General features: G+C 32.3%; 14 protein-coding genes and 1 pseudogene. 1 reads left to right on the top strand and 14 read right to left on the bottom strand.

The window, feature by feature from the left end; all coding sequences use genetic code 11:
* Positions 1–171: 171 nt before the first annotated feature.
* Positions 172–512: pseudogene (locus J8L73_RS10370) on the top strand (four helix bundle protein).
* Between the two features lie 127 nt (positions 513–639).
* Here the strand turns inward: J8L73_RS10370 and J8L73_RS10365 are convergent.
* The 14 genes from J8L73_RS10365 to J8L73_RS10300 all read right to left on the bottom strand — a co-directional run bounded on the left by J8L73_RS10365 (position 640) and on the right by J8L73_RS10300 (position 15,525).
* Positions 640–1,113 carry a peroxiredoxin gene (locus J8L73_RS10365; RefSeq protein WP_211016801.1) on the bottom strand — a complete coding sequence of 158 codons (474 nt, stop codon included), beginning with the start codon at positions 1,111–1,113 and terminating at the stop codon, positions 640–642.
* 249 nt (positions 1,114–1,362) lie between these two features.
* Positions 1,363–2,250, bottom strand: coding sequence for a UTP--glucose-1-phosphate uridylyltransferase GalU (gene galU, locus J8L73_RS10360; RefSeq protein ID WP_211016799.1), 888 nt, complete (start codon positions 2,248–2,250; stop codon positions 1,363–1,365).
* 120 nt (positions 2,251–2,370) lie between these two features.
* A complete protein-coding gene (locus tag J8L73_RS10355; RefSeq protein ID WP_211016797.1) occupies positions 2,371–3,537 on the bottom strand; it encodes a nucleotide sugar dehydrogenase in 1,167 nt (388 codons plus the stop codon).
* Positions 3,538–3,580: 43 nt separating this feature from the next.
* Positions 3,581–4,630, bottom strand: coding sequence for a UDP-N-acetylglucosamine--undecaprenyl-phosphate N-acetylglucosaminephosphotransferase (wecA, locus tag J8L73_RS10350; protein WP_211016795.1), 1,050 nt, complete (start codon positions 4,628–4,630; stop codon positions 3,581–3,583).
* A gap of 173 nt (positions 4,631–4,803) precedes the next feature.
* Positions 4,804–5,553: a glycosyltransferase family 2 protein gene (locus J8L73_RS10345; protein ID WP_211016792.1), complete on the bottom strand. Its 750-nt coding sequence runs from the start codon at positions 5,551–5,553 to the stop codon at positions 4,804–4,806.
* Between the two features lie 41 nt (positions 5,554–5,594).
* Positions 5,595–6,668, bottom strand: coding sequence for a glycosyltransferase family 4 protein (locus tag J8L73_RS10340; protein ID WP_211016790.1), 1,074 nt, complete (start codon positions 6,666–6,668; stop codon positions 5,595–5,597).
* Between the two features lie 91 nt (positions 6,669–6,759).
* On the bottom strand, positions 6,760–7,743 hold the full coding sequence (locus J8L73_RS10335; RefSeq protein WP_211016788.1) for an acyltransferase: 984 nt from the start codon (positions 7,741–7,743) through the stop codon (positions 6,760–6,762).
* 2 nt (positions 7,744–7,745) lie between these two features.
* Positions 7,746–8,873, bottom strand: coding sequence for a hypothetical protein (locus J8L73_RS10330; RefSeq protein WP_211016786.1), 1,128 nt, complete (start codon positions 8,871–8,873; stop codon positions 7,746–7,748).
* An 8-nt stretch (positions 8,874–8,881) separates the two neighbouring features.
* Positions 8,882–10,018 (bottom strand): glycosyltransferase, encoded by a 1,137-nt coding sequence (locus J8L73_RS10325; protein ID WP_211016784.1) that lies wholly within the window; start codon positions 10,016–10,018, stop codon positions 8,882–8,884.
* Positions 10,011–11,117, bottom strand: coding sequence for a glycosyltransferase (locus J8L73_RS10320; protein ID WP_211016783.1), 1,107 nt, complete (start codon positions 11,115–11,117; stop codon positions 10,011–10,013). The genes J8L73_RS10325 and J8L73_RS10320 overlap by 8 nt, the downstream gene beginning before the upstream one ends.
* The gene (locus tag J8L73_RS10315) at positions 11,101–12,156 is read right to left on the bottom strand and encodes a glycosyltransferase family 4 protein (RefSeq protein WP_211016781.1); all 1,056 of its coding nucleotides are present in this window, start codon (positions 12,154–12,156) and stop codon (positions 11,101–11,103) included. The genes J8L73_RS10320 and J8L73_RS10315 overlap by 17 nt, the downstream gene beginning before the upstream one ends.
* A gap of 43 nt (positions 12,157–12,199) precedes the next feature.
* On the bottom strand, positions 12,200–12,994 hold the full coding sequence (locus tag J8L73_RS10310; protein ID WP_211016779.1) for a hypothetical protein: 795 nt from the start codon (positions 12,992–12,994) through the stop codon (positions 12,200–12,202).
* A 45-nt stretch (positions 12,995–13,039) separates the two neighbouring features.
* Entirely contained in the window at positions 13,040–14,416 is a 1,377-nt protein-coding gene (locus J8L73_RS19500; protein WP_211016771.1) for an oligosaccharide flippase family protein, read from the bottom strand.
* Positions 14,416–15,525: a polysaccharide pyruvyl transferase family protein gene (locus tag J8L73_RS10300; protein WP_211016769.1), complete on the bottom strand. Its 1,110-nt coding sequence runs from the start codon at positions 15,523–15,525 to the stop codon at positions 14,416–14,418. Before J8L73_RS10300 ends, J8L73_RS19500 begins: the two co-directional genes overlap by 1 nt.
* Positions 15,526–15,536 lie beyond the last annotated feature (11 nt).

Here is a 15,536-nt window from a genome sequence, read left to right as displayed (position 1 = left end):
TAGTTAGTAGTTAGTAGTTAGTAGTTAGTAGTTAGTAGTTAGTAGTTAGTAGTTAGTGAATTTATAAAGTTACTATTTATTAATCAAGTTTAACTTTGCTCCTTAAGCATTATTTGTATTTTATTGATTTCAAACTAAGCTATTAAAAATTATATAAATATAAAATAACCGATGAACTTTGATAATTTAGAAGTCTGGAAACGTTCAGCACGCCTGAGCGCAGATATTTATAAATCTAAAACATTAAGGGTTTTGGGTTCAAAGACCAGTTAACGCGCTCTGGGCTTTCAGTATCAAGTAATATTGCTGAAGGAATTTGTAGAGAAAGTTATAAAGAAAAAAGTCGCTTTATAGATATAGCAAGAGCTTCCCTTGGGGAAGCTAGAACACAAATATATATTGGAATAGAGATAGGTTACCTCCCTATAACCACCAGTCAAAAATGGATAACTGAAACAAAAGAGCTAGCAGTAATGTTAACAAGCCTTAAAAGTAGATTCGATAACAGCTAACTCTAAACTATTTTATCAGGGTCAGAACAAGCACCTGACAACTACCTTCTAATAACTACCTTCTAATTAATAACTACCTTCTAATAACTGACAGCTGATAGCTAGAATCTGATAACTAAAAACACCCTTAAATCTTTTCTAATACATACTCAGCACGACTCACTTCAAACTCTTTTTCTTGCTCTACAAATAACCCGGTAACAACTGCGTTATCTACAATCATCGCGTAACGGCTAGAGCGAATACCACCAAAGCCTGCGGTATCTTTTTCAAGCCCAAGCGCTTTGGTAAAACTTGCATCGCCATCTGCAAGTAATAAAATGTCTTGTGCGTTTTGAGATTCACCCCACGCTTTCATCACAAATGCATCGTTCACCGATACGCAGTAAATAGCATCAACACCTTTTGCCTTAATTTTATCTGCAAGAGTAATAAATTCAGGTAAGTGCGCATTAGAACACGTTGGTGTAAAAGCACCAGGCACTGCAAATAGCACAACCTTTTTACCATCAAATAAATCTTTATTTGTAAGGGTTTGCATGCCGTCATTCGTTAGCTGCGTTAATGTAATGTCTGGTAGTTTTTGACCTTGTACAATCATGATAAGTCCTTATAGGTATGTTAATGGCTACATTATAGAGGGGATGGGAACAACTTTAATGAAATAAATTTTTGCCCCTCAAAATTAACTCGAGGCATTACATCAATGAGATAAGTTTAAAAATTAAACCTAACCCTTTTATGAGAAGTTGCACTTAAGCCTCAACTCAATATATGCAATGAATTAAGGCTTAAACGTGTAAATATTAGAGTTGTCGTACTTACAAGGTAACAACGTTATAAAAAGGGCTTATTGACGCTCAACGAACTCATTAAGATACAGGGAAAAATCCTTACCCAGTTTAGAATCGCGCATGGCATATTCAACTATCGCTTTTAAATAACCTAACTTATCGCCACAATCATGCGAGCGACCACTCATATGAAATGCTTCAACTGTTTCTTCAGCCATTAACGCATCGATAGAGTCAGTCAGCTGTATTTCACCACCAGCACCTACAGGCGTTTTTGCCAGTAATGGCCAAATATTTTTGCTCAATACATAACGACCAACAACCGCAAGGTTTGAAGGCGCTTCGCCTGCATCAGGCTTTTCAACCATTGTTTTAATTGCGGCACTGTTACCTGGTGTTAGCTGTACACCGTTAATATCAGCAATACCATATTTACTTACGTCTTCTTGTGCTACTGGCTCTAGCATGATTTGACTTGCTTTGGTTTCATTAAAGCGCTTAATCATTGCGGCCAAATTTTCAGTTTTTTGATCTGCAGTATAAGCATCAAGTATCACATCGGGGAGTAGTACAATAAAGTCGTCATCCCCAACAATAGGCTTTGCGCACATAATAGCGTGCCCCAAACCTTTAGCCTCACCCTGGCGTACACTCATTACAGTTACATCAGTAGGGCAAATAGAGCGAACTTCTTCAAGTAAAGCACGCTTTACACGATTCTCTAGCGTTGCTTCAAGCTCATAACTCGTATCAAAGTGATTTTCAATTGCGTTTTTAGAACTATGAGTTACGAGTACTATGTCTTTAATACCTGCAGCTACACACTCGTTCACTATGTATTGAATAAGAGGTTTGTCTACAATAGGTAGCATTTCTTTAGGGATAGCTTTGGTCATTGGTAACATGCGCGTACCAAGGCCCGCAACAGGAATAACAGCTTTCATGGGTAGTCCTTTATTTATAAATTAATTATTTTTTAAGTTAACAGGTTAAATCTAAATGAGGGATGAATGAAGTAAAACCCCGAATAAACTTTATCGGGGTCAGGCATAGTACTAATACAATTAATCACTACCAAATAAATCACGGGTGTACACTTTATCAGCTATATCACCTAACTCTTCAACCATACGGTTAGAAATAACGACATCTGATATTTTTTTAAATTCAGCTAAGTCTTTAATTACGCGAGATCGATAAAACTCATTGTCTTCAAGTACAGGTTCGTATACAACCACCTCAATTCCTTTTGCTTTAATGCGCTTCATTATTCCTTGTATCGCTGATGCCCTAAAGTTATCAGACCCTGCTTTCATTACTAAACGATATACCCCAACCACTTTAGGGTTATGTTTAATAATTGACTCAGCAATAAAGTCTTTACGCGTAGTGTTTGCATCAACAATGGCACCAATAATATTATTCGGTACATCGGCGTAGTTAGCTAAAAGCTGCTTAGTATCTTTAGGTAAACAATAGCCACCATAACCAAACGATGGATTATTATAATGGTTACCAATTCGGGGATCTAAACCCACCCCTTGTATTATTTGTTTTGCATTTAGTCCATGCGATTCGGCATAACTGTCAAGCTCGTTAAAATAAGAAACTCGCATTGCTAAATAGGTGTTCGAAAACAACTTAATGGCTTCAGCCTCAGTTGAATCAGTAAACAGTATTTCAACGTTTTCTTTAATGGCACCTTGCTTAAGCAAGTTTGCAAAAACCTCTGCACGCTCACTTTGTTCACCCACTACAATGCGCGAAGGATGTAAATTGTCGTATAACGCTTTGCCTTCACGTAAAAACTCAGGTGAAAACATTAAGTTTTCAACATTTAATCGCTGTTTAATATCTTTAGTAAACCCTACAGGAATCGTTGATTTTATTATCATGACTGCATTAGGGTTATACTCAATAATCTCTTTAATAACCGCCTCTACAGAACTCGTATTAAAGTAATTGTTCTCAACATCGTAATCAGTTGGAGTAGCTATGATGACAAAATCTGCATTTTTATAAGCTAAAGTTTTATCTGTCGTAGCTGTAAAGCTTAAGTCGCTACGCGTTAAAAACTCACTAATTTCAGCATCAACAATTGGAGATTGCTTATTATTTAGCAGCGCAATTTTCTTAGCGTCTATATCAAGTGCTACCACTTCATTATGTTGTGATAAAAGCATTGCGTTCGAAAGGCCTACATAGCCAGTACCTACCACAGCAATTTTCATATTCTTCCTTTAATTGATCTTTCTATAACTCAAATAATAAAAGTTATAATTTTTTTAATTTCAATAAAATAGCATCAACTTTTTTATAGTTAATAAGTACTAATAAGTACACTGAGAATAAAATGATAAAACCATAAAACATGACGAACTCAGGTATATTTAATACCTCACCTAACACACCAATACCGGCAAAAAGAGTAGCAATAAAACAAATCAAACATAGTGTTTGCAAAGGACTATACCCTAAGCGCTGGCATATATGATGTAAGTGCTCTCTATCGGGCTTAAAGGGAGATTTCCCCTGTTTTACTCGGCGTACCATAATTGCCGTCATGTCCATTAACGGCACTGCTATTAACCATAATGCCGTTACAGGCCGTATTATTGGGTTACCAGGAGTTTGGCTTGCACCAATAAGCAACCAAATAACAGTAAAGCCTATCATCATACTACCGGCATCGCCCATAAATACCTTACGCTTATGCCCCACTAAGCCTAAATTCATCAGTATATAAGGCACCACACTCACAACTAATAAAATACATAAATAGCTCAAACTTTGCTCGCCTGACAGCGCCAGCAAAATACCAATACTGCCAAATGTTACAATCGAAAGCCCGCCTAAAAGGCCATCAATACCATCCACCATATTAAAAGCGTTAATACAGCCAATAACAGCAAAAACAGTAATAATAGCGCCAAGGTAACCTAAATGAATATCACCAAATCCGAATAAATTGCCTAAGCTTATTAATTGCGCACTTGCATAATAAATCATTGCAAACGAAATCATAGCTTGAACTACCATACGTATTTTAACGCTTAGATCAAAGCGGTCATCTAACGCACCTACTGCTGTTAATCCGGTGATACATAACATGTAAAGGCCAGCATGATTAATCATATCAGGGTGAGAGTACACGTACTGCACTATAGTAATACAAATTGCCAACCCCCCCACTAACGGGATATTACCTGTATGCATTTTTCTGCCTGAAGGCTTATCCACCAAACCAACTTTACGTGCGACCTTCCGCATTAAAAAAAGTATCGCAAAAGCAATAAAAAAAGTAAAAAAAAGGTCGATGAACATAAAATTCCTATTTAATTTGAGCTTTAGTAAGTTATAAACGATTTAAAAACTAAAAAGAAAAGTTATTCTTTGAAAAGTTTCATCAAATAATCGAGATTTGCTTATATCTGGTGAGGTTGCTTCAATATAAGTCATTTAAACATTACTTTAATAATGTCTGTATTAATTTTATATCAATTTCTCAAAAAAAACTGAGGTATTTTTAATAAGTTCTTCCCTAAAATAGCAAAAATAACAGGTAACTTATTTTTCTTCATTGCTCGAATATCTTCTTGTGTTTTTAGTACTATATTTTTTAAGCTTCTATTGCTCGCACCACCTACCCGCATTTTAATGGTTACTTTTGGTAAATAGGATAAACTAATCTCTTTCGTCCATAAAAAACGTAATAATGAGTCATAATCGGCCGAAATTTTAAAATTCAAATCAAATAACCCATATTTCTTATATAGCTCTCGCTTCATATAAAAAGTAGGGTGCGGCGGCATCCAGCCGCTTTTTAGTTTTGTCTTAGAGTAAGTACCTGATTTCCACAAACGTACTACATTGTGAATGTTATCTTTAGATACATACTCAAGATCTGAATAAATTGCATCACATTTATCGGTAGTAAATGTGTCGACTATATCTTTTACTGCATCTGGGTAAGCAAAAAGATCGTCTGAATGTAAAAAGCCTACAACATCGCCTGTAGCAGCACTCACACCTTTATTTAGAGCATCGTATATTCCAGCGTCAGCTTCACTCACAACAGTACTCACACGAGGGCAATTCTGTTTAACAACACTTAATGTATTATCAGTAGAGTTACCATCTATAATAATATATTCAATATTTGGGTACGATTGTTCATTCAAGGTTTTTAGAGTGTCAATAATTGTTGATTCACTGTTATATGTTGCTGTTATAATGCTAACTTTCATAATGTCCTAACCATAATATTCTATACATTTACTTTCCTTTTCTACTTATTCATCAGCAAACTATTCAAACTATTGATATATTGTTCAATACTATAATTGTCCTTTGCATGTAATTTATTATTCAACTGAATACTTCTTAGTTTTTCATTATTTTTAAAGAAAACTTCAATTCCGCTCACTAAACTCTCAATTGATTTAGGCTCTATTAGAACACCATTAGCTGCTGTAACTACATCGGGTAAATACTTATAATTTGTGGTTACAATAGCATTGCCGCAAGCCATACCTTCTATTATAGAAATTGGAAATGCCTCAGAGTCATAGTATGTAGGTAAAACAAATATATCAGAGCGCTGTAGTAGCTTTATTTTTTCATCACCGAAAACTTTACCTAAATATACTATGCGTGAATGACCTGATATTTCATGCAAAAATTTATCTTTTATCTCAGCACACCCCATATATTTATCTGCAATATATCCTCCAGCAATATACAGATGTACGTTAGTATATTTTGTCGCTAATAATTTAAATGCAGATATCAAATCAAAAATACCTTTACTGCACATGATATTCGATAGATATACTAGATTAATTTCATTTATGTTTTTATTTTCAAGAGACTCATTTAAACTGTTATCATAAAAATTAGGTACGACTTCAACAGTCATATTTTGAAAATCTTGAAACTGATCTCTCATACGTTCTAATAACACAATAGAAGTATCTACTTTATTGTATGAATGAATCAAAAGCTTTTTATACCACTTCGGACTGCCATGTAAAAAGTCATAAAAATCAGAACCATGTAGATGATTTATAATTCGACTCCCTTTTACAGATGCAAGGTTTATCAATAGAATATCTTTTAAACTTCCAAGAAAGCTCCGACTACAAGTAAAATAAACAGTATCAAACTTTTTCACTGTTAATTTTATAAAAATAAAAAACAAAACTTGAATTGAGAAAAAAACTTTTCTAACCCCATCATAATCTTCACCGTTAGTATTAATTATATACTTTTCATTTATCTTCAAACTTTCAACTAGTCTTGTAAAAGCTAAAGATTGACCATGTACTGGGTAAATCAAAGGCCCAACAAATAAAATTTTCATTTACATTTCCCTCATAAAAAAGTCGTTCACATTACTGAATAAACATTCGAATACTTCAAAGGAATGCAATTTATATCAATATTAAAAGTTTTCACTTTAAAAAATTCCAACTAAGGGACCTTCTAAAAAACTCCACTCCTAAACTTGTAAAATATGAAACAAGCAATAAAAATAGAAAAATTAAAAGACTAAACTGAGGAAAGAAAATAATTGATGGGAATAAATAGTAACAATAAAAGCTATGCGTAAGCCAGATATTCATTGAGTGTTTACCAAGTTCGTGAATAACTTTTCCTCTCCCCCCCCTGGAGATGTAAATTAAAATATAAACGAAAAAAGGTGTACCCAATATCAAACCAACCGTTGCAAGGTAGTAATAAAGAATAGTAATTATAGCTATAGATAAAACAACTGTATTAACTTTAAAATTAAAAAATATATTAAAAATATTTTTTTTATTTTCAAAATGATTATGCAATATCCCTAAAGCGAATGGTAATTGCCAATAGAGAAAATCTTTAATTGAAATATAACTGCTATCTAACTTGAGATACCTTAGTATTGCAAAGCCAATAAAAAGAAAAATAATTACAAATAGAAAAGCAAATAAACTCTGCTTTAACTTCAGTAAAAATGGGGTGAATAATACGAGTAAAAAATATGTATCAAGAAACCACCACTCTAAATTATAAGAACTACTTAATGTAAATAAGTTTAAAATAAAAGTAACAGGACTAAAATTATAACGAGGGTTATCACTAAAAAACACTAAAGCTACAGGTATAAATAAAATAAATATAAATAAATAACCCAGATAAACCTGCTGTATTTTTATATAGTAATAACTCATAGGCTTCAATCCAGATTTTGAAAAACCATAGCCGGAAATATATAAGAATATCGGTACGCAAATCTTTCCGAAAGCCCCAACAATTAATTCAATATCAACCCCTGAAAAAAGATGAACATAATTAAACGGCACCCTTTCAGGGAAAGCAAACAAATGGTGTATTAACATTAAACATATTGCTACACCTTTGATAAACATAGAGTCTTTTTTACTCAACGAAAACATTTCTATTCCTTAGATAGCAAATAATTATATTTAATTAAAAGGAGTGGAAAAACATAAATACCGACATTCCCAGTCATTAAATCCCCACTAAATAAAGCAAGAATGAAGGAATAGAAAGTGCATACAAATAAATATATTTGGTAATCATCGTTAATTTTTTTCAATTTAAAAATCTTTACTGTATATAAAATTAAGAGACATAAGCCTATAATTCCTAACTCTAAAAAGGCCTCGGCATAAATATTATGAGGATATAAAAAAACAGCGGCGTAATCCCCAAAAACATAGAAGTTACCAAAACCTACACCAGACAAAGTAATATTCGAAAAGTCAAAAACATTTGAAATCATTTCTTTCCTGTAAAAAAATGATGCTGGCAACTCAAAATTACTCACGGTAAAGAACCAATAACAGGCAATACAAAGTAAAATAAAGATCAAATACTTCAACTGTAGAAAAAACCTATAAATAAAATAAAATATTTTAAATTTTTTATAAGTTTTATGTACACAATATATAAGAAAAAATAAACTTAACATTACCGCTAACAAAGGACCAATCGAAGATGTTTTAAAAACAACAAAAAGAGGAATCCCACATAATAACAGATATAAAAAACTCTTTGTTCGGACAAATAAAATTACGAACCATAAAAACTGAAATAATGCTAACCGACCTAGCCAAATCGGGTTCATATCCCATAATACTAGGCGTGAATTCTCATACCTCCCAAGTAACAAAGCTAAAATCGAGATGAAAAAAGAGTATAAAACAAGAAAGTATACTATAGTTTTTATCTGTTCTTTATTAACAATCAACAGCACAGGTATTAACATATTAAGTAAAACTAAAAAAAGCTGGCCTCTTTTGGTTTCACTATACGGGTTACTTGTAGGGTTTAACAAAAGACTAACTGTACAAAATACAAGAAATAGAATTGACGTCCAGAATATTTTACTTTTAAAGCCGGATAATGACATTTTTTTTTGTAGTAAAAGAGTAAATATTAATAGGCTTACTTGTATAATTGAAACACTACCAAAACCAATTGAACTTATAACATATTGATAAAATGCAATTGGAAATAAAGCTAAAAAAATCAACACGCCCGATAACTTATGCTTAAACATAATAAACTCTACTTGGATAGTTTTTCAATTAATTTCCTAACAAGTTCGGGCTTAGTATAACCACTATTTCTTGAGACTGGATTTGTGGATAAATGTTGCAAATAATCTATGAAATAAGCGGTTAAATTAGTTACATTAGAAAAACTTCCACCGCACTTTCTAACTATTTTAGCTGTAGGGCTTTCTATATTTCCCAAATAAAATACATTATTATTGAGTGCTGTATATTCAAACACTTTACGATTCAGTCGTTGCCCACTATCAGATCCTAATATTAATAAACCAGAAGAGTCAGCCATTAGTTGTAAGGCCTCTTTATGTGGAATATAGTCTTTAAACTCAAAGAACCGCAATAAAGAGCTATCAAGCGCATCTTGCATAAACTTATTTTTCCTTCCTACAAATAAAAACTTAAGTTTTTTTTCTAACAATAGTGATTGCACTTGTTTGTTTTTTACTAAGTTTACAAAGTCATCAAGATTCATATCAATATCAGCATTCCCAATATGAGAAATATACCCATTTGGTTCCAACGAAGGCTGTATATCAGCTATATCTTCTGGGTCATATCCAGTAGAAATAACCAGTGTATTTTTATTATGTAAGAAAGGGTATTGTATGAGTTGGTCATTTAACATTTCTTGTGAAACGTAATACGAAAGAAAAGCCGATTTCAATACAAAAGGTTCAATGACTTTTGATAATAAACGAAATACCTTACTTTTTATACCTCTGACCGGATAAGGGTCAGCGACCCATAAATCGCGGTAATCGAGTAAATATTTAGTACCAAATTTTTTATTTAAATATAAAGCTAATAAAGAATTCATAAATGTCGGCATAGAAACAAGTATATAATCCGGTTTTTCCTCCTTGGTTAGTTTTACAGCCTGTTTAAATGCTTGAAATAGGTATGCTACACCTAAATCGTTTACTATTATTTTTTTGGGTATACCGCACTTTTCGATTCTCACATCAGTTAAATCTTTAAGTAGTCCTTGGTGCGCATCATCTTTATGATCAAAAGTTAATACGGTAACATCCCACCCAAACCTAGAAAGATATTTAGCAAACTTCGCAGGGCGTATCGCACCAGTTAATTTTGAGGGTGGAAACTCAGGAGTTAAAAATAATATTTTAGACATTCGTAATTGCTTTACACATTTTATGCGCCTGGTTATCTATCGTAATACGCTTTGTTTTCTTTAAAGAATTGGCTTTATAAGTTGAAAGCTGCATACTTATATTGTGTAGTTTTTCACAAAAATCTATATGATTATTCAACTCAAACACTTGACCGTTATCGGTTACCAGTTCATGACGGCAACCGACTTTATTTGACACAAGAATAGCTAACCCGCTGTTAATCGCTTCATTTACAACCAAGCCCCAAGGTTCACTACTAGATGGAAGAATAAAAATATCGCTTTCATTAAAAGTTTTAGCCAATTCAACACCTTCCTGATAGCCTTTAAACTCGACTAAACTTGTGGTCTCTATATTTTTCAGCTTAGCCTCTTCTGGCCCCGAACCTACAATAATTACACGATAGTTAAATCCAGAATTTTGAGGGATATTATTTAGAATAAAAGCTAAATTTTTTTCTTTTGCTAAACGACCAACATACAAAATATTTATATAATCCTCGTTCAACCTTTCATTTTCAGAGTGTTGCTCATTGTTATCGTGAACAAATGGGGCAATTGCGTTCTCTGCGATAGTTATTTTATTAGGGTTTATATTATAGCTTTCTAAAAACTTTTTTGATTCAAGCCCTGGTACTATATAAGAACTAAAAAAAGACTTTAACAAAATACACTTTAATTTATGTTTTGCCCCTGAAATACGAGGCTTATCTGATAATGTAGATTCACAAAATAATATTGTTTTTTTTAGTAAAATCGTCCTAAAAAACATAATGAGTAAATATGTAAGATAATTATACCCAAATAAGACTACTATATGACTAAAACAATACTTCCCAAAGCCTGAGTTTATTATAGTATCAGAAGTTGTGGTGCTTTTATTTCTTCGTTGATAAATGTTAGGCAAAATTTCGTAATCAAAATTAATTGAATCATAGTCGACACTCCATTTTCTAACAGTCTCCTTTTCACATAAAAAAACAGCCTTCATATTTAAATCGTTTTCGGCAAACAGATCTTTTATCTTATTAAAAAGCGGTATTCGATAAGGTGCAACTGTGTTATTAATGAATACTATGTCTTTAGTACAAGCTTTCATACTTTTTAACCATTTCCTTTACATCAAATCTTTTAGCTGTATTTAAAGCTTCTAAACCGATAGCACGCGCTAAACTTTCAGATTGATATACTTCTTTTATTTTTACAATCAGCTGTTCTTTTGAACTAACTAAAAAGCCATCGAAACCATCTTTAATAATTTCAGCGTTTGCTCCTAAGTTGTAAGAAATAACAGGTAATCCAGAGCTCATTGCCTCAACAATAACCAAACCAAAGCCTTCTAATGGCTTATTTAAAAAAACAAAAAGATCACTATTTTGCAAAACCTCTGGGACATCATTTCTCCTTCCAAGAAATGATACAACATCGTCTGCCTGACAACTATGTGCCAATTGCTCTAACCTGCCACGATCGTGCCCGTCACCCACTATATTTACTTGTAGATTCGGGATTAACTTTTTAACCTCAGGAGATATATTTATAAGAGTGTCAAAATCCTTACTTCCATCTAGCCGGCCAACCATAGTAATAACAAAAGAAGAGCTATGATCGTATGTAACTTTTGGCGTAAATCGCTTAGTATCAATTCCATTATGAATCACCCGACTATTTTTAAAATTAACAGCAAAAGTTTCTTTATTCTTATTCTGTATATAGTCAGAGGCAAAAACGAACTGCCCCATGTTTCTTTTATAAAAATGTACCAGCAGTAAGTTTTTTACCCACTGCTTAGCAGGGCTTTTTAATGGAGCCGTTCCTATATGGTGAACAAAGTTTACATTTGGAATATCTAACCTAAGTACAAAAGGATAAAACCAAGTTACCACAGTACAAAATCCGCTTTCATCAACAAAATCCTTATACTTTTTTTTAAAGCAGGAGAAACTTGACTCTTTATGAGGTATCACTTTTATAGCACAACCCAAAGATTCAAACTCATTTCTCATCTCTAAATCATCTTGTAATGATAATATTGAATGAGAGTATTCGGGTGATGAATAACGTATTATGTTATACGCTAATGCTTGGTTACCGCCATACTTTAGATTTCGGAAAATATGTAAAACTTTTTTAGTCATTTTATGAGTTACTTTAAAAATAAAAATCAGTGCTTAAATACGCCTAGATAATTAAGTCTTCGACTTTTTTTCTAGGCGCGTGAAAAGGGATAAACTCTGGATATCCAAAAACAACTCCCATAATGATTAAATCATTTTTTGCTAAATTTAATTTTCTTCTTAATTTATCCTCAGATTCTTTAGTCTGGCTAGACCAATTCAACATACAAGATCCTATGCCTTTTTCCCAAAGACTACGACAGAACCCAGTAGCAAATATAGAGCCATCAATATAAGGAGCAAAAACCTCTGAACGTGCATCATAAGCAGTTAAATCAACAACAACAACAGCGATTTCATATGGCCCTTCAATGCAAGAAAAGCCACTAAAGCAGCTTGCAACAGCTGATTTATCTTTTCTCGCAAGGTAAATTTTTATAGATTCTCTTGAGCAACTTTTTGGGTATTTATTTGCACAAACCACACTAGACTCGATTTTGTTAGTTTCAACGTCAAGATTAAGAAAGCGCCTGACTGTCGGCAACTCCATCTGGCTATCGAAACCAAAAGTTTCAGGCATACTGCTTAAACGCTTAATTAGTAGATGGTTCTCAGCTGCTAGAATCTCGGTTTTATCACAAAGAGCTTTTAAATTTTTTTTAGCTCTCTCACCTCGATTAGGATCTGAGTTCTTCATAGTCATTGATTTATCAATACTATGTGCAACCTCTCGTATTTTATGATTTTTATCTCTTAAATCAACAACAGAGCCACTATAAAGAATATGTTGTCGCAACTTATAAATAAAAAATGATAATTTATCAAAATATCTATAGATGCTTTTAAAAAAGTTAAACAATGTATATTCCTTTCTATATATTAAAAATTGTTATATTTACTTTATTTAATTTAAACTTTTGAGAATCTGTTTCTTAAATAAGTAAAGTGATAGCATTAATGCAGGAAGTTGTAATATGACTTGAAATTCAATTGAAGTAATATAATACATAATTACACTTTGAAATAAAAATATAGCACTACAGCAAGTCAGTAAACTATAGTTAAATTTTATATCTTTATATTGAGGCGTTTCATACATTCTTATTCCTAATAAAATAATGAAAGAAACCAAAGTCGCAATTGACGCCCCCATAACTTCGTAATATGGAATTAAAATAATATTTAAAATTATATTTACTACTGCAGCAACTATTGTAGAAAAAAGTGCCTTTTTGGTTTTTTTTGCGACATTATAATTAATCCCTAAAAACCCAGCTAATGCAGAAAAAACAGCACCTAGTAGTAAAAAAGGAATATACTTCCAAGCGATATAAAAATCATCTGCAACCAAAATTAACATCAACGGCTTAATACAAATTAAAATCAATGATGATATTAAAAATAAAATTACAGCATAGCCATTAAAAACCTTTGTATGGTATTCACTTGAATCTTTTGCTGCATCTTGTTCAATAGCAGAGCTTTGCCAAGATTTAAAAAAAACGGTACTAAATTGGGCTAAAATAATAGGGAATTTTGTTGCAACACTATATATACCAACACTACTCATTCCAACCATAGCAGCTAAAAGGTACCTATCCGATGCATTTGAAATCCACCACATCACAGAGTTAGGTATAAGAGGAATGCCAAAATACATCATCTCTTTTCCGTACGTAAAATTTATACCCGAACGGAATGATTTATATGCTGTTGAAACAATAAATAATAATAAAAAATCTATAAATAATGATATGATTTTAGCGTAAATAAAGCCCAATAAGCCCATATCATATTCACCTACAAATACAAAAATAAACCCTACAAACGAGATGACTTGTACAAAGTCACTTATCATATAAAGATTTAATTTCTCTATTGCTCTTGTATATTGCTTAAGAATACTTTGCAATACAAAAGCGATTAACAATACACTAAAACATATAAGTAAATGCATATTGTTAAAATATAGGTTTACTAATGGTAAGGTTAAAATGGTAACAAAAAAACCTAGTATGGATATTATTAAACCTGCATTTAATACTTGTTCTTTATTGTACTTTTTATCCACGGAGAATCTAAAAACAGCTTCCCCCATATTTACTGAAACAAAAGGAGACAATAAAATAAGGCTAATTAAAACAATATCTATTGAGCCATACTCTGCCTGCGTTAAAACCCGCGTATAAAATGGAAGCAATAAAATATTTAATGCCTTTGAACCAAAGTTTCCTATCGCATAAATAACGGTATGCTTTAAAAGTTTTTTCTCCCTGCTCACTATTTTACTGCTTCTACTAAGAATTTAAGCGATCTCTCTTTTAAATCGTCAAGTTTCCTAACAACCATTGCATTATCATATTGAAAGAGTGTGGCAACATCTTTTTCTAGCGCAGCATTACAAGCTTTACTATCTAACTGTTGGGACAATATACCTAAATTATCAAGTATACTTTCAAGTCGCGTATTTCTAGAGCCATGAGCAACAGTTATAAACTTTTTCTCAAAAATAATAGAGAAAGCTGTCCCATGAAATGAATTAGTGCAAATATAATCAGCATTAACTATTAAGTCTAAAAATTCAATTGGCCCTTGGGTATACAATACCTTACCTGGTAACTTGAGTGATTTTAAAACTGTTTTTATATTTGCATTTGGACTAACAATTATAATTTTTTTATTTTCTTGTTTTGAGAGCTTTTTAGCTAATTTAAATAGCTCTTCATTATATTCCATAATATAAATCAAAATATAATTAGAAAAGCGTTTAGTTTTAGGAAGGATTTCTAACCATTGTTCTGCGGGTTTTAAAAATACAGGATCTAGAACTTGGGTAACACTCTTGTTTGGCAGAGCTTTTGCGACTATAGGAACAGCACTTTCTTCTCTAACTGAGACATTATCAACTAAGCTAATTGCTGTAGACAAATAGCTTAACTCACTTTCATTCAAATTATCTTTACCAATACTCGCTGCATACGATACTTTTTTTGCCAGACTTTTAGGAAGGTTTAAATAATATGGTGCCAACCTAGTTATTCCAGGGTTCCAAACTTGATCACTACCAGCAATTAACACATCATATTCTTCCCAAATCCCCTCATAATAGTTATCGCTCAACTTAATATGGTTAGAAAGAAAAGATTTAAACTTTGCGTTTTTTTGTTTTTTAAAAGGATATGACAACAGGTTACTTATTAATTTTATAACACTCTTATTTTTTGGAATGATAGAAAAAGAATAGTTTTTTGTTATTTCTATTGGTCTATAGTCCACTATATCAACATCTAAGTTAGATATTTTTTTAACTGTATCTTGTAAAGAATATGCTTGTAAAACTGCACCATAATTATCTACGCAATGATATGTTATTATTCCAATTTTTTTCACATTTAACCTCA

This window comes from Pseudoalteromonas sp. MMG006, from assembly GCF_018101025.1.
Taxonomy (GTDB): Bacteria; Pseudomonadota; Gammaproteobacteria; order Enterobacterales; family Alteromonadaceae; genus Pseudoalteromonas.
This window is presented reverse-complemented; position numbering and strand designations above follow the sequence as displayed.

Bases quoted from the DNA above. Each gene is read 5' to 3' on its own strand.
- J8L73_RS10365 (WP_211016801.1), bottom strand. From the start codon at position 1,113: ATGATTGTACAAGGTCAAAAACTACCAGACATTACATTAACGCAGCTA.
- galU (WP_211016799.1), bottom strand. From the start codon at position 2,250: ATGAAAGCTGTTATTCCTGTTGCGGGCCTTGGTACGCGCATGTTACCA.
- J8L73_RS10355 (WP_211016797.1), bottom strand. From the start codon at position 3,537: ATGAAAATTGCTGTGGTAGGTACTGGCTATGTAGGCCTTTCGAACGCA.
- wecA (WP_211016795.1), bottom strand. From the start codon at position 4,630: ATGTTCATCGACCTTTTTTTTACTTTTTTTATTGCTTTTGCGATACTT.
- J8L73_RS10345 (WP_211016792.1), bottom strand. From the start codon at position 5,553: ATGAAAGTTAGCATTATAACAGCAACATATAACAGTGAATCAACAATT.
- J8L73_RS10340 (WP_211016790.1), bottom strand. From the start codon at position 6,668: ATGAAAATTTTATTTGTTGGGCCTTTGATTTACCCAGTACATGGTCAA.
- J8L73_RS10335 (WP_211016788.1), bottom strand. From the start codon at position 7,743: ATGTTTTCGTTGAGTAAAAAAGACTCTATGTTTATCAAAGGTGTAGCA.
- J8L73_RS10330 (WP_211016786.1), bottom strand. From the start codon at position 8,873: ATGTTTAAGCATAAGTTATCGGGCGTGTTGATTTTTTTAGCTTTATTT.
- J8L73_RS10325 (WP_211016784.1), bottom strand. From the start codon at position 10,018: ATGTCTAAAATATTATTTTTAACTCCTGAGTTTCCACCCTCAAAATTA.
- J8L73_RS10320 (WP_211016783.1), bottom strand. From the start codon at position 11,117: ATGAAAGCTTGTACTAAAGACATAGTATTCATTAATAACACAGTTGCA.
- J8L73_RS10315 (WP_211016781.1), bottom strand. From the start codon at position 12,156: ATGACTAAAAAAGTTTTACATATTTTCCGAAATCTAAAGTATGGCGGT.